Here is a 25825-nt window from a genome sequence, read left to right on the forward strand (position 1 = left end):
ACTATCCGGGCCATGCACGTATACTTGCGCCCACACTAGGATACCAGCGTTTTTGGTGGAAAGGTATATACACTTCCGTTTATGCATTGAATGCTTTTGAAAAGTATATGGATGAGAATAAAAAAAAGATTGGAAATGGCTACACCTTGTATCTGAACTTTCATTTGGGTTACCAGTTCAGGTTTTTTAAAAACCGGTTCTTTTTTGAACCAGCTATTGGATGTAGTTATTGGCCCGTAAGAACTAATGTCCCGGAATCTTTTAAACTTGTTGAAAAAAAATGGCCTAACTATTTTATTCAACCCGGGCTTCATTTTGGGTTTAACTTTTAGCATCTTTATCAAGGAAATTAATCAGATAGCATTCAACATCATGAAACTCCCAACAGCGACTTCCACTCTTCAAGAGTAGATTTTAAGAAAAACGTACATACATCTATAACTATAAATAACTACTACAATGAAAAAGATCGGCATTTATTCCGTATTGATATTGCTCTCGACATTTCTCAGTTCATGTGGCATCGGCACCGCCCACATTACCAATCACAATCAAAACGCCACTCAGGTACACTTAGGTCAGAACAATTTCAAAGTAATTGACCAGGTAAGCGGAAGTTCTGAGGCTTCCTATATTTTGGCAATTGGAGGTATGAACAAAAGACAATTGTACGAAAATGCATATTCAGCGATGATGAAAAAAGCCAACTTGCTGAATGGCTCCAAAGCCATAATCAACGTGATGACAGAGGAACACTTCAGTGGTTTTGCCCCTTTCTTTGTCAGAAGAACCATAACGGTGAGTGCCCAGGTAGTTGAATTTACGAGGTAGTTTCTGAGAAACGGGCTGCATATTATTTTGGGGATTGACAGTTGGAGACCCCTTAGGTACCACCTGACTTGAAGAGATAAAATACAAAAAACCTTATTCACGTATACCACAGCGGCAAAATCGAGTTATTGGGATTAATTCTCACTCATCGGGCAGACTAAGAGCATGAATTAAAAAAAATCAAATCGTAACTTCATTTCTTAACTTAAGTGAACGAGTTATTGAATATCGCCGATCTACTTTTGAAATATCTTTTAACTTAACAAGAAAAGAAATGCAAAAGAGAGCTTTATTCATTGGTTTTGTCTTATTGGTGACAAGCACGTTACAACTCAAAGCACAATATGCTAAAACAGACAGCACTTACAAACGGTGGTTCATTGGTAGTTCCGTGTTTTTATTGGGCAATCTTTCTTCCACGAATCCTCCGAACTTCGCTCAACTCAATTTGGGTTATCGGATTACTGGAAAAGATGTAATTACCTTAGAAGCAAAAACCTGGAAATATGCCTGGCCGAATGGTATTCACCCATTTTTTAACAAAGCGTACGGAAAGCCGGAAGAAGAATTTCCGGGATATGTTCGCGAGTTTGGCTTATCAGTGGCTTACCAACGGTTTTTGTGGAAAGGTTTATATGCCGAACTGAATGTAATGCCTTCTTTACAAACGTTTGTAGACGACAACGGCAAAAAAATTGACAATGGATTTCAGATTTTCAATACATACCGCGTTGGATATCACATCAAACTTTTTAAGGACAGATTTTTTATTCAACCATCCATTGCCATTACGCACCGTGCACATCACACAAAATTGCCTGATGGATTTAAACAGCTAGACGACAAATGGTCGAAATTCATTTTCGGCGAACCGGGATTTCATTTTGGGTTTAATTTTTAGTCGATCAATAATGAATAAACAAAAAACACTGGAAGACATGAAGGTCAGTTTGAAACTGAAGCTCGCTACGTTGTGGGCGAGTTTTATGTTTCTTTATATCTATGTTGATTATTTCGCCTTATACATGCCGGGCAAGATAAAAGATATTCTGACAGGGAGGCTGTATGTATTTGACATTACGCAAGGATTTCTTTTGGCAGCACTCACCTCTGTGACCATTCCGGCACTGATGATTTACCTTTCTGTTGCTCTTCCTGCAAGAGTGAATCGCCCAGCCAATATCCTTGTTGCTACGGTGTATATTCCCTATACCTTTTTTAATCTGGCAGGAGAGACTTGGATACACATGGTGTTTGGCGCCGTTGCAGAAGTCATACTTCTTTGTCTGATTATCCGATATGCATGGAAATGGACTCGCATTGAAACATGAAAAACCTATGAGCGAAAAATTTTTGAAACGTAAGCGTGGATGGTTTTCTTACCTCTTCCCCGTTCACTTCATGATACCATGACGTCATACGAGCAGGTCGGTCACTTCAGAAGTTTCAATATCTCAATACCATAAATTTTTTCAAAAATCTTGCTAAAATAAGAAGGTGTATTAAAACCTGCCATGGCCGATACCTCCGAAACGGTGCGATATTTACCTGTTCTGATAGCCTCCAAGGCAACCTGGAAACGTATGATTCTCACCAGTCGGCTTGGCGTAATACCTACGGTTCTGTCAACGCGTCTGAAAAGTGCTCTTTCACTGATTCCCAATTCATTACAAATCAGATTAAGGCTCAGGTCTATTTTGCCAATGTATTTTCTGACGATGTTTTCAAATTCCTGCAGCCAGATCAGATCGGCGGGAGAAGGTTCGCTGGCCAATAACAGACCGGCGAATTTATCCTGTGCATTTGCCTCCTTCTGAACGATCGCCTGCTCCTCGTTAAGCATGTCTTTTCTCTCAACCGACAAACCCAGGCTTTCAGAGATTCTCCGGAATTCGTGTAGTTTCTTATGATAGGTGATATTTTTAGCGATTGCAAATACCACCTTATCCCGCTCAATTGGCATAGACGTCCATGAAAGCCATACAACTTCACTATTTTTTGTCAAATATCTGTTTTCAAAATTAAGCAGGGGATTATTCTTTTTGATACTTTCTCTCTTGTCGTGGGTAATGTTCCGATCGTCCGGATGCACAAAAGAGTTAATCGGCCTGGACATTAATTCCTCATTGGTGTACCCTAAGGTCTTGGAAACAGCGGGGTTTATCTTTTTAAAATAACCATCGTAACCAGCAACGCACAACAAATCCGGCGATAAGTCAAAAAAATGTTCAAGGTCGAAAGTTAAGTCCGGCAGGTTCTGATCCATATATTTTCTCGTCAAGGGTTAGATGATCAAAGTTACCTTAAGAAACTCTATTTCGAAATATTCATAAGACAACTTTAACGCATATTCCGATTCTCATCATGAAAATTGGCAGTTCTGTTCAGTAAACTGGCAGGTTTGTTTCTTTAAAATGCGTCACATTTGTGAATTAATAACCGAAAGTAAATTAAAAGAAGGTCATTGTTGTCAAGGTTACGAAAACAACTTGATAAAATATTCTGATCGTATACATGCACTATAAAAGGATAAGTCTAAAATACTATTAGCATGAATACCGAAATTTCTATGTTTAAATGAATTGGCTCAGGTTCCATGATTTAAATAAAAATTACTATCCCCCTCTACTTAAAATTTACCATGTCTAAGACCAATATTTTTGTCTACGTAGAACTGTCAAAACTTGTCTCGAATCTTAATAGCAATAGGACGGTTTCAAAGGAAATTTTGAAGCAACAAGCCGGGTATTTCAATGTTATCGGTGGCAATTATTTTTCTGAAACTTTAAACCCCGAGTGGGAAAATATTGTGTCCGAACTGAAACAAGAAGGGCCAGCTTTTGACGACAACAGACAAATTAAGGCCAATGCCTTTATCAATACGATCGATCGCATGTCTCAACAGGATTGCCTTAACATGGTATACCGCATTACCTCTCTCTACGAAAAAGTAAAATTAGAACTGGCATTCGCTGACTGAATATTTTGTCAGGCCAATTTGTGGAAGTAGTTTCAAACGTTCCCTGAGAGTCTCAGGGAACGTTTTGCTTAACAGCAGGAGAAAATTCGGGTTTGGCAAAAATGGATTACAAATAACATTTTATACGCCGGCAAAAATGCTCCACCTGATTAATTCATTTTGTCAAGAAGATCTGCCGATTTCGCAAAAAAGCTTTTGACGGCATCTTTCTGGTCAAGTGTCAGGGTTTTAGGATCAATAGCCAAGGTTTTGGTTTCAAGTTCCTCATTCTGAGTCGGTAGTCCAGAATATTTTCCAACCACATTATTCTGTAAAGTGCCTGACATAATTCCTAAATTATCCGGGGGTGCATGCCCACACGTTTGACATTCAGATTCGTAATTCCCTCCGACGCTAAGTGGTCAAATTACAAAATGTAAAAATCAATTTGGGTTTTAAGGTCTTGCCAGATAAAAAAAACTGGGTCCAACTGGAATGGTTATAACCACTTCATTTGCCATGCTAACAAATGGCCATTCCGTTTTGGCACCAAGCTGATCAGAATTATCCAGTTGAATGGAGCCAAATTTTACTTCACGGAACAAAAAAGGGTATCTCAAAAATATTAAAATTTACAAATTAAGTTAGAAATCTAGTAACCTGGCTTTTGAAGTTATTGTTCGCTGGCAGAACAAAAGGCTGGACGAATATTACGGTTGATGATCAGCTTACAGACCACATGGTTACATTTACATCAAAATGTCATGAAAAAAGATGTATTCATTCTGATAAAACTGACTTTCCAATGTTAATCAAATTCGAAATATGACCGACCAAGGTGCTTTTACTTCAATTACCGAGATTGATTTATCGCCAAAACCTGGCAAAACTTATTGGAAAAACTCAGGCAGGGAATGGAGAGAAGAATTTATTTACTTTCTGCTTGTCGACCGTTTTCACGATGACCTCAACAGAAATCCTGTATCCGGTCATGCAAGAAGTAGTGGTTTTGGGAATTCAGAACAATTACAAAAGATATGCGGCGGCACTTTAAAAGGCATCACCAATCATCTTGACTACATCAATGAACTCGGTTGCACCGCACTTTGGCTCAGTCCTGTTTTTGAAAATAATCCTTCCTCCTATCACGGTTATGCGATTCAGAATTTCGTGGATATTGATCCGCGTTTTGGGACGAAAGAGGATCTTACAGCATTGGTTGATGCTGCTCACGCCTTGGACATAAGGGTATTTCTTGATATCGTGCTGCATCACAGCGGGGATAACTGGTCCTACCCCAATGATGAAAATTATTACTATTACCAGGGTGTCGTATTCCCTTTTGGATCCTGGCGCGATGAGCAACGACCCTTGCCTACGGAGCTTCGGAACCCCGAACTTTATTCAAGAAAAGGGCAGATACGAAACTTTGATACTTATCCGGAGACCCGGGACGGCGATTTTTCAACCTTGAAAAGTTTTAGAAACGACACCTCGCCCGAAGCACTTTATGTACAGCAAATGCTGACAAAAATTCATTGCTACTGGATAAAAGAAGTCGATGTTGACGGTTTTCGGATTGATGCCGTAAAACACATGGGCGAGGATTACGTCAGCCAGTTCTGTTCGCATGTGCGGGAATTTGCCTATAAACTCGGGAAACGTAATTTCTTTTTATTTGGTGAGCTGGTTGGACCGGAAGAAATGTACAACAAATACATCGGCCCGAAAACCTCTGTGGTAGTAGAAGACAAAGCCATCTATTTCGGACTGAATTCTGTTCTTGATTTTCCATTATACCACATCCTCGCAGACGTAATTCATGGCGTCGACACACCCGATAAGCTGATTGCCAGATACGAATCGCTACGAAAAAACGCGATGAACCGTGGGGAATTTGGCGAATTTCTCGTAACATTTATTGACAATCACGATCAGGTTGGGCAGGTCTTTAAAAAGAGGTTTGGGAATGGCGCAACCGAAAACCAGATCATTGCCGGCATCGGTTTTTTGCTCTGCGCATTGGGAACTCCTTGTATTTATTACGGGACTGAGCAGGGTTTTGAAGGATCAGGAGAAAATGACTCCGGTATCCGGGAGGCTATGTTCAGCCTGGAAGATCCTGCTCTGAATGCATTGAATAAATCCGGTCATATCTATAAAGAAATAGCCGCCATTGCAGCACTAAGAAAACAAAGCCCGGTCTTAAAATTTGGACGAATGTATATGCGTGAGCTTTCTGATGATGGTAAAAATTTTCATTTACCTTCCTTTAAAAAGTGTTTGCTGGCATTTTCAAGAGTTCTTTATGATCAGGAAATTATCGTTGCCTACAACAGTTCTCTCACTGATCCGGATGAAGAGTATATCCTTGTAGATCCGCTGCTCAACCCGGAAGGAAGCAAATTCAAATTTATCTATGGGCAGTCGGGCCATATCAGTGTGTTGCGCAATGAAGAAGGAGACCGGCACTTTATAAAACTAAAACTTGGACCGGCTCAATTTGTCATTTTAATCAATAATGAAAAGTAATAGCTGTTTGCTGTGAGCCCATTCTCAATAATTGATTGAATTTTAGTATATTGAGAATTGTGTAACAAGCACTGGTTTCTTGTTTTTACTTTTTCGACGAACCTGACTCCCGGCCACACATTTTTTATGCTATCCAGTCTACCTAACCTCGACCAAGGCCTAACCACTGACCAAGTCGTCTTATCCCGCAGCACGCACGGAGAGAACAAAGTAAAAAATAAAAGTAAAAACGGCATGCTGTCGGCGATTTTGGGTTTGGTTAAAGAACCCATGCTGATCTTGCTTATTGCTGCGGCAGCCATCTACTTTGTGACAGGCTCTCAGGGGGAAGGACTTTTTATGCTCGGTGCCATTTTCGTCATTTCAGCGATATCCATTTACCAGGATACCAAAAGCAGGAATGCCCTGGCTGCGTTAAAATCACTTACCCAGCCTAAATGTAAAGTCTTGCGTAATGGCGTGGAAGTTGAAATTTTGAGGGAGGAAATTGTGATAGGCGATTGCCTGATCCTGGAAGAAGGAAATAAGGTCCCCGCAGACGGCTCCATTCTGGGAGCACATGACTTTTCGGTAAACGAATCTATCCTGACTGGCGAATCACTTGCCGTGGCAAAAAATGAATCTACTGCCGAAGTATATCAGGGAACGCTCGTCACCACTGGCAGAGCAACCGTGAAAATAACTGCGATTGGTGACCAAACGAAGCTGGGAAAGATTGGGGTTAGTCTGGAATCCATTGAACAGGAACCTACCCCACTCCAGATTCAGATCACCAATTTTGTTAAAAAAATGGCGATTGTCGGCGGTATCGTTTTCGTTATCGTCTGGGCGATCAACTATATCCGCACAGGGCAAATTTTAGAAAGTCTCTTAAAAGCCTTAACGCTCGCGATGAGTATTTTGCCTGAGGAAATTCCGGTTGCATTCACTACGTTTATGGCACTGGGTGCGTGGAGGCTCATGAAAATGGGGATTATCGTCAAGAGAACGCAGACGATTGAAACACTCGGGAGTGCCACGGTGATTTGCACGGATAAAACCGGAACGATCACAGAAAATAAGATGGAGCTGGTTAATTTGTATGTCCAGGCAACAAATTCTATTCACCTCCCTAACAAAAGTCTAAATGAAACTGGTCAAAGTCTGCTGGCAATGGCTATGTGGTCAAGCGAACCGGAGCCCTTTGACCCCATGGAAACTGCGTTACACGAAGCTTATGGAAAACTGACGGCGAAGGATGACCGATCAGATTTCGAGCTGGTGCACGAATATCCGCTGGAAGGAAAACCACCCATGATGACCCACGTTTTCACGAATACGAAAGGTGAACGGATCATCGCCGCCAAAGGCGCACCGGAAGCGATCATGGCACTTTCAGAATTATCGGCAGACCAGAAAAAGGAGATCGTTAGCGCCATTGATGACCTCGCTGCCAAAGGTTACAGGATTTTAGGCGTTGGACAAAGTGCATTTTCAGGCGAAGTTTTTCCTGAGAAACAACAGGAACTTACATTTCATTTTATGGGTCTGGTGGCTTTTTATGATCCTCCAAAAGCCAATATCGGTTCTGTTTTTGAGTCCTTTTACAAGGCTGGAATTCAGGTAAAAATCATTACCGGAGACAATGCTGCTACGACACAAAATATTGCCCGGCAAATCGGATTCAAAGGGGCAGAAAACGTCTTGCTGGGCGAAGAACTCGTAGCGATGGACGAAACGACATTACAACAAAAAGTAATGGATACCGGTATTTTTGCAAGAATGTTTCCGGAAGCAAAATTAAAGGTTGTTAATGCACTGAAATTGCAAGGACAGATTGTAGCTATGACCGGCGACGGGGTCAACGACGGCCCGGCTCTGAAAGCCGCACACATCGGCATCGCGATGGGAAAAAAGGGTACGGAAATAGCGAAACAGGCTTCCTCACTAATTCTGGTTGATGATGATCTGGCCAGGATGGTAGATGCTGTGGCGATGGGCCGTAAAATTTACATCAGTCTGAAAAATGCGATCCGTTACATTATTTCAATTCATATCCCGATCATCCTCACCGTATTCATTCCCCTTGCGTTGGGTTGGATCTATCCCAATATTTTCACCCCTGTCCATATCATTTTTTTCGAGTTGATCATGGGGCCCACCTGCTCGATCATTTATGAAAACGAGCCGATGGAAAACGATTTGTTATTACAAAAACCAAGACCTTTCAGCGCGACGTTTTTTAGTTTGAAGGAACTATCAGTCAGCATGATACAAGGCCTGATGATCACAGCGGGTATGCTGCTGCTTTATCAGTATGCAGTCATGCGATCTTACAATGAAGCATTGACCAGATCAATGGTTTTCATTGGGTTATTATCAGCGAATATTTTTCTAACACTGATAAACCGTTCATTTACACATTCAGTTTTCAAGACGATTCGCTATAAAAATAAGCTGGTTCCGATGATTATCGGAATCACCATTCTGCTTTCAATACTAATATTTACAATACCTGGCGTTAACCGGTTTTTCAGTCTTTCAATTGTAAGCCTGACTCAACTGCTGATCAGTATCGGTGCAGGATTTGTATTTACAGTTTGGTATGAACTTGTAAAATGGTATCATCGAAAAAGGAAATAAAAGCAATTAAAGCGGTTCTGATCCCGTATATTGAACCTTCATCAGGTGTAGCAATTTAATCAAAATAGTTACCTTAGCGACTTTGATATTCCCTCCGCCAGCGGAAGAAATATCAGATTTTTAATTCAAGCATTAGAAAAATATTCCGAAGCATATCATCAAATTATGTTCAGTCATTCCGGCACACAGCGTACCCCAAATCATAATTTAAAACTGGCAACCCTTCTCGGTCTAACGGCAGGTCTTGTGAATGCCGAGGGGTTTTTAGGATTTTCCGTGCTGACAACCAACATCACCGGACACGCAGCATTACTGGCCGAAGGAATTGCGCAGCAAAACTGGGAAAACGCACAGGTGATCGTGTTTTGGATGCTTTTATTTCTTGCCGGTGCTTTTACATCCGGATTAATTCTATCTCTTTTTGGTCCTAATCAACGCTATTCATATTCCATTCCGATTGTGATTGAGATCATTATACTTGCTTTTTCAGGTCTGTATGGATACAAATATGATGGAACCACCCTGTCGAAAATAGCTTTTGCCGGCAGCTTACTTTATGCCATGGGTTTACAGAATGCTTTGGTTACGTTGGTTTCCGGATCTGTTGTGCGAACAACACATCTGACGGGCATATTCACCGACCTGGGTATTGAACTGGCTCAATTGACAAAAACAACAGCGACAGACCGCACGGTTCTTTTATTAAAAATAAAACTCAAATTATTTATCATCTGCTCCTTTATGTCTGGTGCAGTTGCCGGAGCCTACCTATTTCAGCATTTCGGATTCAGGTCATTTTATGTTCCTGTTATTATCCTGACTTTTGTATTACTGTACGATATGTTCAGAAACAGTGTAGTACATTATTACAGAACAAATTCAAGATCATTCAACCAGGGTAAAACAGTAAATTAGGCAGTCAATTATTCTGATAATTTTTACGACAGAAGCGTTTTTTTGCCTCCTATTTTGTGACTACCCCGGTAAATCCACAAGTGCTAAATTATCTGCTACACCTTAAGATTAAATTTATATGATTTGGAATATACTTAAAGGTCTCGTTCTCGGATTTTTCATATTTGTCTTTACGACTTTCTTATGGCATCTTGTTGCTACAAGCCATATAAAATATTTGCACGTAAAAAATTGTGACGGTGCCGCAGGGCAAAGTTTCAAAGCGCTGAGTAAACTGGTTAAGTCTAGCTGGTTCCAAAGAAAACACAACGACGTAGAAGTTCTCTCGGATGGCCAATGTATGTTCTTCATGTTTTACCAGAAACCCGGAGCGTTGTATTTCGGACAGGAAACGACAAGTGGGCATCTTATTGGCGTTGCTATGACCACAACTGAATTACATCAAATAGCCGATACAATCTCTCCCAATACGAATTTTCAAACAATGTTGGATTACCTGAGGGAAAGAGCGAAAACCAAACCCGTGCCCTCGCATGAATTTTGATAAAACTAAGGAATTAACGGACACGTCGATCCAATCTTTTTTGTCCAAAGTGTTTTTTTTCTCAAAAAATTACTAACTTTTTCCTTGACAAAATAGTATTTAGATATCTTCTGAAATGAGGACTTTAATCAATTTTTGCCGGCACTGAGTTTCTTAAAAATTTAAATAAATTTCAGAAACGCACAATATTTATTTATTTTATTAATCATCTGAGTATTAGTCGGACTGTATAACACGGATTTTTTTATGGCTTACATAACATACAGAAAGGTAGTTAAATTGGCTATTCTCATTAACGTATGTTTTGCATGCGTAGAAAAGAAAGGTGAAGGGGAATATGTAAAAGACACGATTAAGCGAAACATAAAGGAGAGGGTTGACAAAAAATTCTCTGTGGGGACGGTAGCTAATTTTATTGAGGATGGCAAGGAAGAATATTTTTGCTATGGTCATAACGATACAGACAGCAAACGACGGGTTAACGCAAAATCTGTTTTTGAGATTGGTTCTGTATCTAAAACTTTCACTGGGTTACTTTTAGCAGACTTGGTCGAAAAAGGTAAGCTTAAACTTGACGATCCTGAATTTTCTTCATCTTTAATAACTGCATGACATTTAACGATATGCTAAATTTCGCCCCATTTTACCTCAGCCTAAATACTTATTAGGAATGTTTGGCAGGTGATATTGTATCCCATAAGCGTGTGCGAGTAGGAGTGAAATATTTTCTGCTATCTGCAATTGATTTCTGTGCATTTGTGGAAGCAGTCCCATCATCGTGTAACTTAGCGGATTAACTGATGGTATAAACGTTTCCCATTCATAACTTTTCCCCCAAATCAATCCTTTTACCGTAACGGACAAATTTGCTCCTTTTTCCAGAAGTAGCCGCAACATATCCAATGAATTGTTATTATTCTGTGCAACAGTGTGAAATATGGGGGTATGCCCTCCAAATCCGTGCACATCAAACCCGGCTTTCGCGTTTACGTCCGCACCATAACGAAGCAGTACCCTCCCACAGTCCGGATGATTATATTCCGCGCAATAATGTAGCAGCGTTGCACCCTCCAAAGATGTGAAGGCGTTATTAAAGGTTGAATATTGCTGATGGACCAGGAATGGATCTTTGTCAAGTTCCTGTGCGAGCATTTCGTGGTTATCACTCAAAACTGCTAACAGCGCAGGTTCGGGAAAATCAAGACCATGATTGATAAAAACTTTCACACATTCTTTGAACCTGGACGACCGTAAGTACATCTCGACCATAGTCGTAAAAAGGGGAATGCCATCATGTACCTCATTAGGGTTTCCACCATTTTCGAAATAGCTGTTTAATCCTTCTACCGAATGGATTTCAATATCGTAAATTAACTGTTTATAATCTTCCATACCTTGAAAATGTGATATAAATCAAGACAAAACAACTGCCATTCACATACTTAGTTTATGAGTACGCCTACTCCAAAACTGGTCAATATTGCATAAAAAAGGAAAGGATATATTTTCTTAAAACTACGCTAACTTCACCTTCCATGTTGTGTTGGATGTTAAGTTTATACACCTAACCCACCAGACCCCTCCTATCGAAACCCGAACTTCCTGAACTCAATTGATTCTAAAAGAATAATATTTTGAGATTGTTTTTCATTACACGCATTTTTGACTAAAAGAATATATTTATAATTCGAAAAAGTCAAGGTCTTTGCCATGGGTTTCCTCGCTGCTCAAAACCGAATATATACCAATGGCAAAACAGATGAGCCCAACAGCAGCGCCTGCCTCCATAACTGAAAAAATATCTTTAAAGTAACCGAAAAGCGTAGTCATTAGAACGACGGTTCCTCGAACCATATTTGGAATTGTTGTTGCAGCCGTTGCACGCAGATTTGTACCAAATTGTTCTGCGCCCATCGTAACGAACATGGCCCAATAACCTATACCAAAGCCCATGACCAGCATTATTCCATAAAACGACTGAACCGTTTGCAGTCCACCAAATAAATAAAAAACGCCGCTCAGCAGTGTAATCAGCATTAATAATAACACCGCTTTCCGACGTGAGCCAAGCCACTGGCTAATGAAACCGCTGGCAATATCCCCGATGGATAGCCCGACATAACACCACATAATAGAAAGTCCTGGTTGAATAGCAGGTGCGATACCCAATGCATCGCCAAATTCATTGCTGAAAGTAGCTAAGATCCCAATGACAAACCAGGTAGGTAATCCAATACCAATACAACGCAGATAGCGCCCCAGGCGGTTTGAATTTGTGAACAAAGAAAGAAAGTTACCCTTTTTGATATCCTTATGGTCTTTCAGCTCCTCAAAAACATTTGACTCAAAGACCCCAACACGCAATAGTAACAATCCAGCACCCATAACGCCACCAATAAGATAAGCTGTGCGCCACTCCAGCCATTCGGCTGTAAAATAGGCAGCCACTGCACCTAATAGCCCAAGTCCCGCAACCAGTGAGGTGCCAATAGCACGAAGACGTATAGGCAGAATCTCTGACACAAGGGTTATACCTGCACCAAGTTCGCCGGCCAGACCAATACCGGCTATGAAACGGAGCAGCTTATAGGTGGATGGATCCCGTACGAACCCACAGGCGATATTAGCAAGAGAATAAGTTAAAATAGAGCCAAACAATACAGAAAGCCTGCCTTTTTTATCTCCCAATATCCCCCAGAGAATTCCGCCCAACAGAAGGCCTGTCATTTGCCAGTTGATAATAGAGGCACCCACCATTGAAACTTCTGATTCGCTTAATCCCAGATCACGAAGGCTTGGTATCCTGACTATTCCAAAAAGTAGTAGGTCATAGATATCCACAAAATAACCCAATGCAGCTACAATAACAGGAATACTAAATAGGTGTTGAAAATTCGTTTTTGACATGAAAATATTTTTTGAGATAAATTACCACCAACGCCCGGAAGGGAGGCATTGGCGGTTGTAATTTTAGGTGGGAATAAACTAACTTGGGATTAGCCGAATGTCTTCCGGCTAAGAGGGATGAATCATTTATTTTGCAATCTAAACAAGCAACTTTTTAACCCGCTCTGTTCCGGATTTATATATACCTGCTACTTTGTCCATTCTGATTTTCAATTCTGCTTTGGATTTGTCGTAGTCTTTCCACACCTCCCGCAGGCGATCACTAATTTGTTTGCCAGTAGTTTCGTTGATCTCAAAGGTCCAGTCATCGAATCCCAAATCATAGTACATTTGGCCCTTGATGGTATCTTCGGGTTGGCGCAGGTAAAAACATGGTGTACCGTTGGCAGCCGCTATGATCGGAGAATGACATTCGAAACTTAATACCGTATGTGCTTTGGCATAAATGGAGGCTGCCTCATCGGGTAGCCAGTAACCTCGTTTCACGATAAATGGCTTTACATCCTCAGGTAAAGGATTGATAAGTAATTCATCCATGATCTCAACCTGATAGGTCATTTCCGGACATACAAGTACTTTGTTTCCCGTTTCCCGCACCCAGGTTATCATCGCTTCCCGCAGTTTGGCATGGTCGACCTCTTTATATTTCTCATTGGTTTCTTCCACCATTTTTATCCGGTCGGCACTCCACCCGTTGTTGTTGACATTAAACTTATGATAGGGTGTATAACGTAAACGAGGGACAGCGCAAATGAATTTTTTATCTTTCAGATCATTATCGTTTAGAAATGAGAAGGCCTTTTTGTCATCACGGATGTTGATGAAAAATGTGGCATCCGGCGCAAATTGGACGTGTTCTCCTTTTATTCCTACTTTTTTTAAGTGTTCGATCGACTTGGTTTCACGGGTATAGATGAACGCAGCCTTCAGGAGAATACTTTGGTGATACTGGCTCGGATTTTCGAGTGTTGTGCCATAGATACCGAAGGGTTTGGCAGTATGTTTCATCCAGCTCGCCAGATTATCAGCCCCAACCAGCGATGGTCCAGACCCATGAATCATCACATCAGCCGTTTTAAAAGCTTCAATGACTTCGGGATTATCCACTTCTTTGTCTTTGTTTACGCTCCCGTAAATGATTTTTACTTTTGGGAAATTTTTGTTGAGTAATTTCTTCACCGCTTCACCGTTGCTTCTTTTCCAAAGAATAATGTTTGCGTCGGGTACATAAGTCTCCAGTACATGCAACAGCCCTGGTGTGTGACCGATATCTCCGATGTTTACATCCTGCCAACCCGAAACCAGCAAAATCGTAGGATTGGCTTTTGCAGAAGCTTTTGCGACAAAAGACGCCAGAATTGAACCTATTGAAAATAAGGCGGTTTGCCTGATAAACTCTTTCCTTTTCATGATTTAATTGGAATTATGGAAATTTTAATAAAAAGATGGCCGTTCAAAGCCAGAAGTTTGAACGCCCATTCTGTGAACAGATTACACTCCCGGATATCCCGGATTTTGCTGTAATTTAACGTCGCGGTTCGCGTCAATGGCTTTCTGAGGAATGGGCCAAAGCTCATGATGAGGCTTCATGGTTGCTTTTGCGTCCCAATTATAAATAATTGCTCTTTTGTAAAGTAACCCCAATCGCACCAGCGTGCGACGTCTGGCTTCTTCCACAATCAGTTCCCTTGCTCTTTCATCCAGAATGTAATCAATATTGACAGCACTGGGCACAACGAGCTTCGCATTAGCGCGGCTACGCACTACGTTGATATCTGCCGCAGCCAGCTCAAATTGTCCTTTATGCACATAAGCTTCTGCCCGTAAAAGATAAGTTTCTGCCAATCGCATCCGGATTTGGTCGTTATTCGTTCTTCCGTTGATAGCGCCTTGCTGCATAGTCCCTTCTATTTTACGGATCATCGGATACCACCAGCGTAGGGTATCGACAGCAATTGTAGTGGCGCTTCCGTTTTCATTGGCTACGAAGGCTTTCCCATTTACAACTACATAACTTGCCTTCTTTCCCTTAAATCCGGATGTAGGATCGTTGTAATACCAGTCTCGTCGAATATTATAAGCAGAATTCCTGATATCATTGTTGAAGTTATCTTTCCAAATATTATAGAAAAAATAATTGGTCGGACGATTTCCTCCCTGACTTCGCCCAATAGAATCAGTGACCAAAATCCGCTTGTTGTCAGGCGAGCGAATGTTCTCAAACTGGGGCCCCCACCATCTTAAATCCTGGTTTTGATTTTCTGCACCGCCTACTGTCAGAAATTCATACTGAACTGCCCATATTGTTTCCAGATTTCCCGAAGCTCTGTTTTGCTGACCAGACCAGAATAGATCCGAAAACACATCTCCTGCTCTTTCCGTATTGCCAAATCGCCTGGTCATCAGGCTATATGCCCCTGCATTGCCGTCGATTACTTTTGTGGCGGCTTCAATGGATTTATCATAAAAGGCAGCGTCCTTGGTTTCCTGTCCCAGGCTGATGTATACCTCGGAAAGCAAATGCAGGGCGGCTGCTTTGTATATTCTCCCGTCTTTGTTGGTACCTGTCTGAACGTTTGGCAGCCAGGTGGAAGCAAATTCCAGGTCGGCCCGTATAAATTCAAGGACTTCCAATCTCGAAGCTCGGGTAAAATCAAATTTGGGTTCGGTTAGTTCTCTGTCTACGATAGGAACACCACCAAATAAATTGACTAACACATTGTAAGTAAAAGCTCTGAAAAATTTCGCTTCTGCCACTACTTCGTTTTTTTCCTGTTCTGTCCATTTAATCCCCGGGCCTTCGGCGCGGGAAATTATCAGGTTGGCATTTTTGAGCATGCGTGTATATGCCCAGTCCCAATAATAAACCACAATCTGATCCTCCGGCAGCACGAGTGAATAATCTTTCATAAAGCGACCGTCCGCTACGCCACTCGTACACAGATCGGTGCCTGTCGCCATTTGGTCGGGGCGGTCGAGTGTGCGTTCATCACGTGCAGATTTATGCAATGCCACAATAATGGACTCGAAACCTGCTTTTGAGGTAAGCAGGTTTTCCGGGCTGAATTGGTCCAGAGGTACTTCATCGAGAAAACTCTCCTTACAACTGCCGCAGAAAAGCACTAAAGCCAGTAATAACGCCTGACTAAATTTTATTCGTTGAATTAAAAATTTCATTTCTTTATGATTTAATATTTGATCAAAAGATTACAGACTAATGTTGATGCCCATTACCCATGAGGACAATAATGGGCCATTTAATGGGATACGTCCACCTGAACCATGCTCCGGATCCCAGCCATTCCATTTCGTCCAGGTTTTCAGGTTCTTTCCGCTTACATACACCTTCGCACTTCCGATCTTGATTTTTGAAAGCAAATTCTTCGATAGATCATAGCTCAGGCTGATATCCTGAAAGCGGAGAAACGAGCGGCTTTGGTAAAACCGGTAACCCAGCGGGTTGGGATAGCCAATACTTGGACGATCAGATAAAGGATTCTCAGGAGTCCAATACGGCAAATCCATCAAATTGGTACGGTCAAAGAAATTTGAACCATGATTCAACAGACTGTTCGGGCTAGATCCACCCACAACGGCGTTAAAAAAGATAGATAGCGACAAGCCACCGTAGGAGAACCTGTTGGTGAGTCCCGCAAGAAAATCGGGTTGATTTGAATGTAATACCTGGCGGTCGGCAGGTGTCAATTTGCCATCGCCATCCACGTCTTTAAATCTGATATAGCCGGGCTTGGCGGTTGGGTCCAGGGCATTGTCTTCTCCGGTCTGCCAGATGCCGTCCCACACATAATCGAAGTTGGTCCCAACAGGTTTTCCGATGAACCGGCTGTTGGCAATATCATCGTCTTCTATACCATCTTTATTCAAATCGAGCCCGGATAACTTGGTAATTTTGTTGCGGTTGAATGAATAAACCAGGTTCGTCGTCCAATTAAATTTCCCCTTAGCAATATTCTGGGTGTTCAAAGAAATTTCCAGGCCTTTATTATTCGTTGCGCCAACATTGGTGAAATAGACTTCATAACCTGTCATGTTTGGAATACGCATGTCCAACAGTAAATCTTCTGTATTTTTTGCGTAGTACTCAATCGTACCCGAGATTTTGTCCTTGAAGATACTGAAATCCAATCCCAGATTGGAAGCGATCGTTGTTTCCCAGCCCAACTGTCTGTTAGCCATTCTGGTGGGTGTGATGCCAATGGTGGTGGAGCCGCCGTCACCGAAAACATATTGATTATCTGCTTGTGTTAGGTTACTTAATGAAGAATATGGCGAGATGCCCCTGTTGCCATTTTTACCGTAGGTGTATCTTAATTTTAAATAACCTACAACCGAATTAGATCTCATAAATTGTTCTTCCGAAATCAGCCAGCCCAAACCCATGGATGGGAAAATGCCATATTTACGCCCGGCACCAAAGGCAGAATATCCATCCTGCCGTACAGTAGCATTAAATACATACCTGTTTTTGAATTTGTACCCCAGGCGGCCCATGTAAGAATTAGCTGTTGACTTCAAGGCAGATGAAGTCACAACTTGATTTTCTCCAATGCCTAAACCATTGTACGAAAGGGCATCATTGAAAATATTATTGCTTGAAAGAGAGGAGCCGCTTTCCCTGGTTATTTCAAAACTCTGTAAAAGTGTTAAATCAAAGGTATGATTCTGACCAAATACCTTTTGATATTTTACAATGTTTTCGAGTGTCAGATAATGATGCTTACGATGACTTTTGCTACCACTTGCTAACCGAAACAATCCATCGCGTGGTTCATCTATGGAGGGTGTGAAATTTGCTTCATCGTTGAACCTGAAATTATTACCCAGATTCAAACGATAGGTTAAACCCGGAATCGGGAGCGTAACGTCAGCGTACAGGTTATTGAAGAAGGTATTGGTTAGCCTTAAGTGATCGTTTGATAATGAGGCGCGGATAGGATTTGGGGCGATGCCGTCACCCATGGGCAGGTTTCTTATGGAGCCGTCATCATAGAAAAACGATGAAAAAGGGCTCAGATAACTGGTAAATTCCAGGTTGGCCGGAATGCCGGAATAGTCTTTTTTGGTATAACCAGAATTAGTACCAACGTTGAGCCAGTCTGTCACAGCCACGTCAAGGTTCAGCCGAGCAGAGAGACGTTTGAAATTATCACCGATGATTCGCCCTTTCATGCTGATGTATGAGCCTGATACATAGTAATTCACTTTCTCAGAACGCCCTGACACATTCAATTCGTGGTTAAACATCGGAGCATCCTGGGCAATGGCTTTCCAGGGATCAACGGAAATACCTGCCGCTACATTGGCTTCCTCAATGGCTTGTAAAGTAAGCGGCCTGCCCAGGAAGGCTGCAGCATCCTTTTTCATCGCCAGATACTTATCCGGCCCCATTAACTGAGGCGTATGAGAATAATCAGACATCCCATAATAGGTGTTATAGCCCAATTTTGGTTTTGAACTAGTCCCTTTTTTTGTGGTGATCAGGATAACCCCGTTGGTTGCCCTGGATCCATAAATACTCGCTGAGCTGGCGTCTTTCAGAATGTCCATGGATTCGATATCGTTGGAATTAATATCGGAGAAACCGCCAGTATAAATTACTCCATCCAATACGATCAACGGATCATTGATAGCTGATATGGAAGCATTTCCCCGAATTGAAATTGTACCATCAGCACCAGGACGCCCACCATCAATGACCCTGACGCCAGCCACGGAGCCTCTTAGATTCTGCACTGCATTGACATTAGGGCTGCTTTCATTTTGTTTAGGATCAATCCGCACGACGGCGCCGGTAAGATCTTTTTTCTTCTGCGTGCCGTACCCGACAACTACAACCTCTTCCAGAGACTTTGTATCTACTTTAAGGCTGATATTGATTTGCGTCTGGCGGCCTACCACTATCTCCTGCGGAAGATATCCAACAAATGAAAACACCAAAATTGCAAGTTCATCAGGGACCTCAACTGAATATTTTCCGTCCGTATCAGTGATTGTGCCCCGTTGTGTACCCTTAATCATGACACTCACTCCAGGTAACCCGCCACCCGTCTCGTCAATAACGGTACCTGCCACGTTTTGCTCGGCTGGCACATGCACCATGTTTACAGAAGGTGTCAGCTGACTGGTGTCATTTTGCTTAAGAAGCGCTATTTGCTTTCCTGTGACTTCATAGTGAATACCTAGTGGCCGAAAAAGATCATCCAGAATAACCCTCAGACTGGCCGAACGCCCCTCCACCGTTACTTTTTGTGACAGTTGAATTTCTCTGGGATTAAAAATGAATCGAACGTTTGACGTTCGTTCAATTTTTGCAAGAGCATTTTTAAGACTGGTTGTTTGGGGATTGACTGTGATGCGCAGCTCAAGTATTTCCTGCCCACGCACATCATGGGCATAGGCAATACCCGCTAAGAGGGCAAATATCAGTAGTTGTGTAATCGAGAAGCGCATAAATTCACGGACTAATCGATGTTGTTGGTAGTAAATGCTCATAATCCAAAAAGGTTTTTCTCATGGATGGCATTTACTATTCATAGATACTGCATTTTCAGCAATATTTTAAGAAAAACTTTACTAATTATTCTATTTAGCTTAAAAACAGGCTTTTAAAACTTGCAGCCGTTGCTGTGTATGATAATTTGTCCATCAACCAACTCATAAGAGGAGCGGGTAACGGTACAAATCAGTTTTAACTTTGCAAAGAGGGACTCGTCCGACAAGTTAGCCGTTACATAACAATCATTCATTGTGATGGCATCGTATATCACCGGGAGGCCGTAGGTTTCCTCGAGCTGAGCAAAGACCTTCTCAATAGGAGTTGCTTCAAAAACAAAAGACTGGGCACTAACAGGTTTAAGAATTTCAGGCTGAGGTACTATTGTTTTAATGAGCCGGCTATCCGAACGGGTAAATGCTACCTGTTGATTCGGAGTTAAAATAACTCCAACACGCTCATTGCGCTGGTTTTGTCGCACTTTTTCAACATCTTCCAGCTTGTACACTGACACCCGTCCGGTTTTCACTTCAACCTTTGCCAGCGCAGTATTATCAAATTCACTAACCATAAAACTAGTGCCCAACACCTGTGTTGAAACACTGTTGGTATAAACCCAGAATGGTCTTTTTGCATCCTTTGAAACATCAAAAAATGCCTTCCCCTTCAGATAAACTTCCCGCCTGGAGGTAGTAAAACGGGCAGGATATTGGAGTGAGCTTTTTGGATACAATTGAATAACAGTGCCATCTTCCAGGTCAACGTTTATAACTTTGTCGCTCGTGTTGGTTTTCTGTATGGCGCCGTCAATCAATTCCGGGTTAATTTTCCTCAGTGTTGCCAGTACCTCACGCTGTTCCTGATTGTAAACCATACTGCCTACGTAACCGATTCCTAATACAATCAATACTGAGGCAGCAATCCGAAATGCCATTCGCTGCCATATTTTTTGGGTGGGAACGGGTTGCCGATTTGTAATTTCATCCAAAACCTGAGATAGATCTTCTGGAGACAGCGCGGTATTTTCCTCCTCCAATGCGAGCAAAAAGGCACGTGCTACCTGTAATTTTTCAATCTTATCCGGATTCTTCGTCTGCCAAGCTGTCCAAAACTGATCCGCAGACGGCCTCCGTTCAATAACCCATTGTCGAAATCGATCATCGCGTGCAAAATCATCAATATTAAAATCCCGATATTTAGTTTCCATATCCTGGTTCATTATCTTCTAATAGGTAGATGGCCAAATGGCAGGCCAAATACTTGCTTCTAACAATATTTTATCTGCTAAATATTAAAGTCTTTTAACAGCAACACAATAACCACCCAATATTCTCGAATGGAGGTATATGCAGATTGCAACAGATTAGATACCGATTGAGGGTTTACGTTCATAATATCGGCAATTTCATCCCGCTCCAATCCCTGATAGAAGCGGAGGTAAATAACTTCACGCTGTCGCTTTGGGATTTTATCCAATGCCTGAGCTACCCGTTTGGTGGTTTGGGCCAGGCTTTCCTCTTCAATAATCGTCCACTCGGGCGAGAAAGAAATAAAATTGCTGTCGTTCTCCAGGTCTGTCGGTTCGTCAGGGCGCAAGATTTGCTGACGATAGGCTTCACGAAGTACTTTTTTCCTTACAGAGCTAAGCAGATATGCCCTGACGCTGTCCGGAACAGTGATGCGGTCACGCCGATTCCAGATTTCAATAAATACTTCCTGAACACAGTCCTTCACAAACGCTTCGTCTCGGATAAATTTATGCCCATAGTTTAACAACGGGTTGAAATACCGGTTTAGCAGTTTCCCCAACGCAAACTCACTGCCCGCCTTGAGTTGCTGCCAAAGCAAAAGGTCAGATTGGGCAATAGAAGGACCGGTTGAGCTCGTATCTTGCAAGATATTTTTCAATTAATATTTAAGTAAAAGGAAGCGTTTTGCCATTTCTAATTGACTTTCTTATTAAAGTTATGTATCCGTGTAACTGATCCTTAATAAACCTTGTCCCGGCAGAGAGCAAATGCTATTTCAGGATCGATACTTTATTTTAAGATAAATATCCATTTGCTTTCTGTATTTTGTTTCAGATGGAAAGTCATAGACTGCCTGCTTCCATCCTTCGTGACAATCTGAACATTATACTTTCCATAAAAACCTCTGAAACCCGCAATTCCACCCTTCCCTGACACCAGGTTAATATTTTTAGTCATCCATTCCTCCTTAATCAACTTTTTTAAGCGATTGTAAACAGGTTTCGGGTTAAAATCTTCATCCAGCAAGCCCCCTCCTTTCAACCAGATATATCTGTCCGACAGACCCCACCAGTGAATTGATGCAATAGCCGGATGCCCATAGGCCAAAATGTAAAATTGCTCTGCGAAATCTGCCTGTGCCTCTTCCGTCCATGTCCCTTGCCTCCAGCCCCCTGTGATGTTTTTGCCTGACGACTGCGGTGTGAATTCTGTAATATGAAGAGGGAGCCCGAGTTCTTTCATCCTGTCAAAAGTTTTGACAGTTTCTTCCGGTGAAAACCACATGTCTCTTGGTTCGTGAGCCTGTATTCCCACTCCTGTAACAGGAGTACCGCGCTTCTGAAGTTCTTTGATCAGCTGGTAATATTTTTCACGAACGTCGGGCTTTGCAATGACATAAAATTCGTTTATCATGAAATCACCCTTATTGTCCATTTCGTGTGCCCATTGGAAAGCCCTTTCCACCCATGGAAGTGTCTGCTCCTGGGTAATACCAGTAACATTGTACCGGGTACCTTCATCAATCAAGTTGCCTGACACCGAATCCAGGAGCGCTTTCTCCCATGGAATTGTAGTAACCGGCTCATTTACAACATCCCACATTGTTATCTGATCCTTGAATCCGCCTACAAGGTTCTGGATCCTGGCCTTATGCAGGTCCGTTGCTGTTTCAATCGGCAGCTTCAAAAGCCAGGAAGGCGTTCCCGCCGTATTTGTCCATGCCAGGGTATGCCCTTTTGGAGTCACTCCATTTTGCCTGCACCAATCAAGTTTCTCCTGTAATGCCTGCCACTGCGTTTTTCCCTGCTCTTTCTCGTAAGGTGCCCACTTTACAGTTAATTCCGTAAAATTAAACAAACCCATAAACGCCTCTTTGAATTTTGTTGCATCCAAGTGACTGATCCCTGGCCTGAAAACTTCTTCACAAAGATTACCAAATAAAAAATCCTGCGAAATCTGGTTTACTATGACAGAAACATTTTCGATTTCTTTACCAGAAGTATCAACAACGACCACCCTCCCATTCCCTTTTCTATACTTTTCTATATTTTCTTTTGCCTGAGCAATGTACTGCTGTTCCGTTTTAATTTTATTTTCCTGCTTTTTTTTGGATTCCTTGGTTTTTACTGTTTGCTGACCGTACGAAATTGTTGTCAGGAGGCAAGATAATGTCACGCTTATGATACTAAATATTTTCATGGTTAAAACTTTATACGAAACAAAATGAAGTATTAAATAATAACAGGGTTACATACAGTAGCGTAGAATCCTAAACTATTTCGGTAAGGTGTTACTCCTAATAAAAAAACAGCCGTTCCACCCGAACAGGATGAAAAGAGCTGAATTTTGTAATTTCCCGGAATATCCAAATAATTATTTTCAAGGATTTTAAAATACCGTTTTATTATAATTCCGTTTATTTCATAAAAACGGCACTGCTCTTTTTGCCAGATGCTTCAAAAATAAGGATATAGCTTCCCACTGGCAGTTTACTTACGTCAACGTCAGTTTGCATACCTGATTTTGTTACACGAGATTGTGAAATAACCGTCCCATTTGTAGACAAGATTCTGATCATACTTCCGGCCTCAGCTGGTGTCTTATGTTGAACAATAATTGAATTCGTAGCTGGATTAGGAAAAATGGTGATTTTTTCGAATTCATCATTTTTTTGCTGGACTGCAACAATCCGGCTATATGCATAGGAACCATCATTATCCAACATTTTCAAACGGTAATATTGCACTCCACTTTCTAAACTCAGATCATCAAAGTTATATCTTGTTTCTGTCCGTGCATTTTTGGCAGGAACAGTTCCGATTGAAAAAAACAAGAATCCATTTAAACTCTTTTCGACGATATATTCCGATACATTAATTTCAGACGCAGTGGACCACATCAATACAGATTTTGTTTTCTCAAAACCGGAAACCCTGCTGGCTGTAAACGAAAGAAGTGTAACTGGTAAGGCTGCGTTGTATTCAAAAGCACCCAAATCGGAAAGGCCATCGACAGGTCTGGTCAAACCAGTGATATCCTCAACAGATGTCGGCGATCCGACAGCACGGTCAATAGCAGGTGACGCAGCCTGAAGTCTGAAATTGTTGCCAGTTGAATTCATAAATAAAGGATCTGCATTAATCGTGTTAGTAACCGCAGTATTTGCAGAAAACGAACCAATGGCACCAAAAAACAGATTGTTATCAATACTGACGGGAAAGTTTTGACTGTTGTTGCTTTTGATTTGTCTGGGGCATCCACTTACAACATTGTTACGAATATTGATACCGTAATTTGCATTATTGGACGCTTCAAGAAGTAAGCCAGCGTTTTCATAAACACCTCCGAATCCACAATTAAAGACAGTGTTTTGATAAATATCAATATTCTGAAGGGGCCCATTGTTAAGATAACCCGCTACCCTAATCCCAATCCTGCTAATATTATAAACCAGGTTGTCATGAATTTTAACACCATTGGCAACGCCGCCTTCCTCACTGGCAACCGTAATTCCTCCTCTGATACAACTGTATACCTCATTACCATACACCTCCACGTTGCTCAAATCCCTTTGATAAGCATCCACATAAATGCCGACGCGAATAAGATTAAAAACTGTATTATGATGAATTTTGCCATTCATCGAGGCATTTTTTGCGTCAATTCCTTCTCCGCCATTGCTGAGATCTGTCATTCGGTCAGAAACAGAATTGTATCCTACATCAAATCCATTTACAGAGGCCATCGTAATACACTCGCTTGTTCCCTGTGTAGTCGATGGGAACACACATGCCTGTTGAACCACATTACGCAACACCGTAATGTTGGATGAATTGGCGGCTACTATTCCGGAAGCACCGGTATTAAAAGTACTGCAGTTTTCAAATGTAATATGGTCGCTAAATCTAGCTGAAAAGCCTGCCCATGCGGAATTAATTATCCGCAATCCATCTACGATGATCCAGCTTTTGGGTATCGCCTCCGTTCCAACAATGTTAAAGAGTGCCAGGCGGTCTGCAGACGTCGGACTTGATGCACTGCTTCCGTCAATTATAACCTCACCTTTCACCTCTGCCCGGTAACTAATGGGTGCAACGGACGTACCAGAATTGGCCGGCACGATTCGGGTAGCAGGATAGTATGTTCCGGATTTAATTGTTACTACATCTCCGGCCAAAGCCATGGACGCTGCTTTATTGATACTTAAATAGGGTTGGCTCAATGAACCATCATTAATGTCGTCATTTCCATCTTTGGCGACGTAAATATCTCTGCTAAATACGTAACCGTTGACTAACAGGAAAAATATTATCATTAAGTTTTTTAAAGGTTGCATCATCTAAAATGGTTTATTGTTAGCAATAGTTTTTGTAAATGGCCCTGCTGAATTGAACTTATCCCATCCAGCCCCAAGAACTGCCGGTTATATAAGTCAGATTGGTTTTTGAAAGAAAAATGACTGGATGTTTGTCTGAGTATTCCGTCTGGTTTGGAATATTAGTTTTGACCAGTTCAGATATTTTCTGTTTCCCCCATAAAAAGTGAAGAGTGATGCTGCAAAGGAACGATAGTGGTAGCTGCGTAACCGGGAAACAAATTTTCGTACAGGCAAGCCGGCATCCAGAGTTGTAAATACACATAGTAATCCATTAGGTTTTTGTCATGGATGGCATGTGCTGCATTTAGATACTGTATTTTCTGTAATAATTTTAAGAAAAAATTTACTGATACTATGCGTACACTGTCAATTC

At 41.6% G+C, this 25825-nt stretch carries 21 protein-coding genes; 9 read left to right on the forward strand and 12 right to left on the reverse strand.

The features are described from left to right. Positions 1-459 precede the first annotated feature (459 nt). The 3 genes from AC1XUO_RS08880 (at position 460) to AC1XUO_RS08890 (ending at position 2162) form a co-directional block, all read left to right on the forward strand. Positions 460-831: a DUF6567 family protein gene (locus AC1XUO_RS08880; RefSeq protein ID WP_483329417.1), complete on the forward strand. Its 372-nt coding sequence runs from the start codon at positions 460-462 to the stop codon at positions 829-831. Positions 832-1105: 274 nt separating this feature from the next. After that, on the forward strand, positions 1106-1732 hold the full coding sequence (locus AC1XUO_RS08885) for a hypothetical protein (protein ID WP_483329418.1): 627 nt from the start codon (positions 1106-1108) through the stop codon (positions 1730-1732). Between the two features lie 10 nt (positions 1733-1742). Further along, a complete protein-coding gene (locus tag AC1XUO_RS08890; protein WP_483329419.1) occupies positions 1743-2162 on the forward strand; it encodes a DUF6326 family protein in 420 nt (139 codons plus the stop codon). 101 nt (positions 2163-2263) lie between these two features. On the opposite strand, the gene AC1XUO_RS08895 is transcribed toward AC1XUO_RS08890, so the two are convergent. Next, positions 2264-3097 carry a helix-turn-helix transcriptional regulator gene (locus AC1XUO_RS08895; RefSeq protein ID WP_483329420.1) on the reverse strand — a complete coding sequence of 278 codons (834 nt, stop codon included), beginning with the start codon at positions 3095-3097 and terminating at the stop codon, positions 2264-2266. A 375-nt stretch (positions 3098-3472) separates the two neighbouring features. Here AC1XUO_RS08895 and AC1XUO_RS08900 point away from each other — a divergent pair, with 375 nt between their 5' ends. Continuing rightward, positions 3473-3811 carry a hypothetical protein gene (locus AC1XUO_RS08900; RefSeq protein ID WP_483329421.1) on the forward strand — a complete coding sequence of 113 codons (339 nt, stop codon included), beginning with the start codon at positions 3473-3475 and terminating at the stop codon, positions 3809-3811. A 149-nt stretch (positions 3812-3960) separates the two neighbouring features. Here AC1XUO_RS08900 and AC1XUO_RS08905 read toward each other — a convergent pair whose 3' ends face one another. Both AC1XUO_RS08905 and AC1XUO_RS08910 read right to left on the reverse strand, forming a co-directional pair. Beyond that, positions 3961-4137, reverse strand: a complete 177-nt coding sequence (locus tag AC1XUO_RS08905; protein ID WP_483329422.1) for a hypothetical protein — start codon at positions 4135-4137, stop codon at positions 3961-3963. A 108-nt stretch (positions 4138-4245) separates the two neighbouring features. Beyond that, positions 4246-4410 (reverse strand): hypothetical protein, encoded by a 165-nt coding sequence (locus tag AC1XUO_RS08910; RefSeq protein ID WP_483329423.1) that lies wholly within the window; start codon positions 4408-4410, stop codon positions 4246-4248. Between the two features lie 205 nt (positions 4411-4615). On the opposite strand from AC1XUO_RS08910, the gene AC1XUO_RS08915 reads away from it, so the two are divergent. The 5 genes from AC1XUO_RS08915 to AC1XUO_RS08935 all read left to right on the forward strand — a co-directional run bounded on the left by AC1XUO_RS08915 (position 4616) and on the right by AC1XUO_RS08935 (position 11015). After that, positions 4616-6322 carry an alpha-amylase family glycosyl hydrolase gene (locus tag AC1XUO_RS08915; RefSeq protein WP_483329424.1) on the forward strand — a complete coding sequence of 569 codons (1707 nt, stop codon included), beginning with the start codon at positions 4616-4618 and terminating at the stop codon, positions 6320-6322. 126 nt (positions 6323-6448) lie between these two features. Continuing rightward, positions 6449-8944, forward strand: a complete 2496-nt coding sequence (locus AC1XUO_RS08920; protein ID WP_483329425.1) for a cation-translocating P-type ATPase — start codon at positions 6449-6451, stop codon at positions 8942-8944. Positions 8945-9109: 165 nt separating this feature from the next. Further along, the gene (locus AC1XUO_RS08925; RefSeq protein WP_483329426.1) at positions 9110-9859 is read left to right on the forward strand and encodes a YoaK family protein; all 750 of its coding nucleotides are present in this window, start codon (positions 9110-9112) and stop codon (positions 9857-9859) included. A gap of 118 nt (positions 9860-9977) precedes the next feature. Next, on the forward strand, positions 9978-10403 hold the full coding sequence (locus AC1XUO_RS08930) for a hypothetical protein (RefSeq protein ID WP_483329427.1): 426 nt from the start codon (positions 9978-9980) through the stop codon (positions 10401-10403). Between the two features lie 246 nt (positions 10404-10649). After that, positions 10650-11015, forward strand: a complete 366-nt coding sequence (locus AC1XUO_RS08935; protein WP_483329428.1) for a serine hydrolase domain-containing protein — start codon at positions 10650-10652, stop codon at positions 11013-11015. Between the two features lie 36 nt (positions 11016-11051). On the opposite strand, the gene AC1XUO_RS08940 is transcribed toward AC1XUO_RS08935, so the two are convergent. From AC1XUO_RS08940 to AC1XUO_RS08980, 9 genes are all read right to left on the reverse strand, one after another. Next, positions 11052-11795 (reverse strand): ankyrin repeat domain-containing protein, encoded by a 744-nt coding sequence (locus AC1XUO_RS08940; RefSeq protein ID WP_483329429.1) that lies wholly within the window; start codon positions 11793-11795, stop codon positions 11052-11054. Between the two features lie 288 nt (positions 11796-12083). Then, positions 12084-13310 (reverse strand): MFS transporter, encoded by a 1227-nt coding sequence (locus AC1XUO_RS08945; protein WP_483329430.1) that lies wholly within the window; start codon positions 13308-13310, stop codon positions 12084-12086. Positions 13311-13448: 138 nt separating this feature from the next. Further along, positions 13449-14720, reverse strand: coding sequence for a polysaccharide pyruvyl transferase family protein (locus AC1XUO_RS08950; RefSeq protein WP_483329431.1), 1272 nt, complete (start codon positions 14718-14720; stop codon positions 13449-13451). 81 nt (positions 14721-14801) lie between these two features. After that, positions 14802-16487 (reverse strand): RagB/SusD family nutrient uptake outer membrane protein, encoded by a 1686-nt coding sequence (locus AC1XUO_RS08955; protein WP_483329432.1) that lies wholly within the window; start codon positions 16485-16487, stop codon positions 14802-14804. Positions 16488-16517: 30 nt separating this feature from the next. Then, positions 16518-19823, reverse strand: coding sequence for a TonB-dependent receptor (locus AC1XUO_RS08960; protein ID WP_483329433.1), 3306 nt, complete (start codon positions 19821-19823; stop codon positions 16518-16520). Positions 19824-19936: 113 nt separating this feature from the next. After that, entirely contained in the window at positions 19937-21031 is a 1095-nt protein-coding gene (locus tag AC1XUO_RS08965; protein ID WP_483329434.1) for a FecR family protein, read from the reverse strand. Between the two features lie 77 nt (positions 21032-21108). After that, a complete protein-coding gene (locus AC1XUO_RS08970; RefSeq protein WP_483329435.1) occupies positions 21109-21720 on the reverse strand; it encodes an RNA polymerase sigma factor in 612 nt (203 codons plus the stop codon). 143 nt (positions 21721-21863) lie between these two features. After that, positions 21864-23273 carry an endo-1,4-beta-xylanase gene (locus AC1XUO_RS08975; protein WP_483329436.1) on the reverse strand — a complete coding sequence of 470 codons (1410 nt, stop codon included), beginning with the start codon at positions 23271-23273 and terminating at the stop codon, positions 21864-21866. A 217-nt stretch (positions 23274-23490) separates the two neighbouring features. Beyond that, positions 23491-25389, reverse strand: a complete 1899-nt coding sequence (locus tag AC1XUO_RS08980; protein WP_483329437.1) for a T9SS type A sorting domain-containing protein — start codon at positions 25387-25389, stop codon at positions 23491-23493. Positions 25390-25825: the final 436 nt, after the last annotated feature.

It is taken from the genome of Dyadobacter sp. HNCC25DJ186, from assembly GCF_056895235.1.

Bases quoted from the DNA above. Each gene is read 5' to 3' on its own strand.
- AC1XUO_RS08980 (WP_483329437.1), bottom strand. From the start codon at position 25,389: ATGATAATATTTTTCCTGTTAGTCAACGGTTACGTATTTAGCAGAGAT.
- AC1XUO_RS08905 (WP_483329422.1), bottom strand. From the start codon at position 4,137: ATGTCAGGCACTTTACAGAATAATGTGGTTGGAAAATATTCTGGACTA.
- AC1XUO_RS08965 (WP_483329434.1), bottom strand. From the start codon at position 21,031: ATGGAAACTAAATATCGGGATTTTAATATTGATGATTTTGCACGCGAT.
- AC1XUO_RS08915 (WP_483329424.1), top strand. From the start codon at position 4,616: ATGACCGACCAAGGTGCTTTTACTTCAATTACCGAGATTGATTTATCG.
- AC1XUO_RS08955 (WP_483329432.1), bottom strand. From the start codon at position 16,487: ATGAAATTTTTAATTCAACGAATAAAATTTAGTCAGGCGTTATTACTG.
- AC1XUO_RS08975 (WP_483329436.1), bottom strand. From the start codon at position 23,273: ATGAAAATATTTAGTATCATAAGCGTGACATTATCTTGCCTCCTGACA.
- AC1XUO_RS08890 (WP_483329419.1), top strand. From the start codon at position 1,743: ATGAATAAACAAAAAACACTGGAAGACATGAAGGTCAGTTTGAAACTG.
- AC1XUO_RS08885 (WP_483329418.1), top strand. From the start codon at position 1,106: ATGCAAAAGAGAGCTTTATTCATTGGTTTTGTCTTATTGGTGACAAGC.
- AC1XUO_RS08960 (WP_483329433.1), bottom strand. From the start codon at position 19,823: ATGAGCATTTACTACCAACAACATCGATTAGTCCGTGAATTTATGCGC.
- AC1XUO_RS08925 (WP_483329426.1), top strand. From the start codon at position 9,110: ATGTTCAGTCATTCCGGCACACAGCGTACCCCAAATCATAATTTAAAA.
- AC1XUO_RS08920 (WP_483329425.1), top strand. From the start codon at position 6,449: ATGCTATCCAGTCTACCTAACCTCGACCAAGGCCTAACCACTGACCAA.
- AC1XUO_RS08930 (WP_483329427.1), top strand. From the start codon at position 9,978: ATGATTTGGAATATACTTAAAGGTCTCGTTCTCGGATTTTTCATATTT.
- AC1XUO_RS08895 (WP_483329420.1), bottom strand. From the start codon at position 3,097: ATGGATCAGAACCTGCCGGACTTAACTTTCGACCTTGAACATTTTTTT.
- AC1XUO_RS08940 (WP_483329429.1), bottom strand. From the start codon at position 11,795: ATGGAAGATTATAAACAGTTAATTTACGATATTGAAATCCATTCGGTA.
- AC1XUO_RS08950 (WP_483329431.1), bottom strand. From the start codon at position 14,720: ATGAAAAGGAAAGAGTTTATCAGGCAAACCGCCTTATTTTCAATAGGT.
- AC1XUO_RS08935 (WP_483329428.1), top strand. From the start codon at position 10,650: ATGGCTTACATAACATACAGAAAGGTAGTTAAATTGGCTATTCTCATT.
- AC1XUO_RS08880 (WP_483329417.1), top strand. From the start codon at position 460: ATGAAAAAGATCGGCATTTATTCCGTATTGATATTGCTCTCGACATTT.
- AC1XUO_RS08945 (WP_483329430.1), bottom strand. From the start codon at position 13,310: ATGTCAAAAACGAATTTTCAACACCTATTTAGTATTCCTGTTATTGTA.
- AC1XUO_RS08900 (WP_483329421.1), top strand. From the start codon at position 3,473: ATGTCTAAGACCAATATTTTTGTCTACGTAGAACTGTCAAAACTTGTC.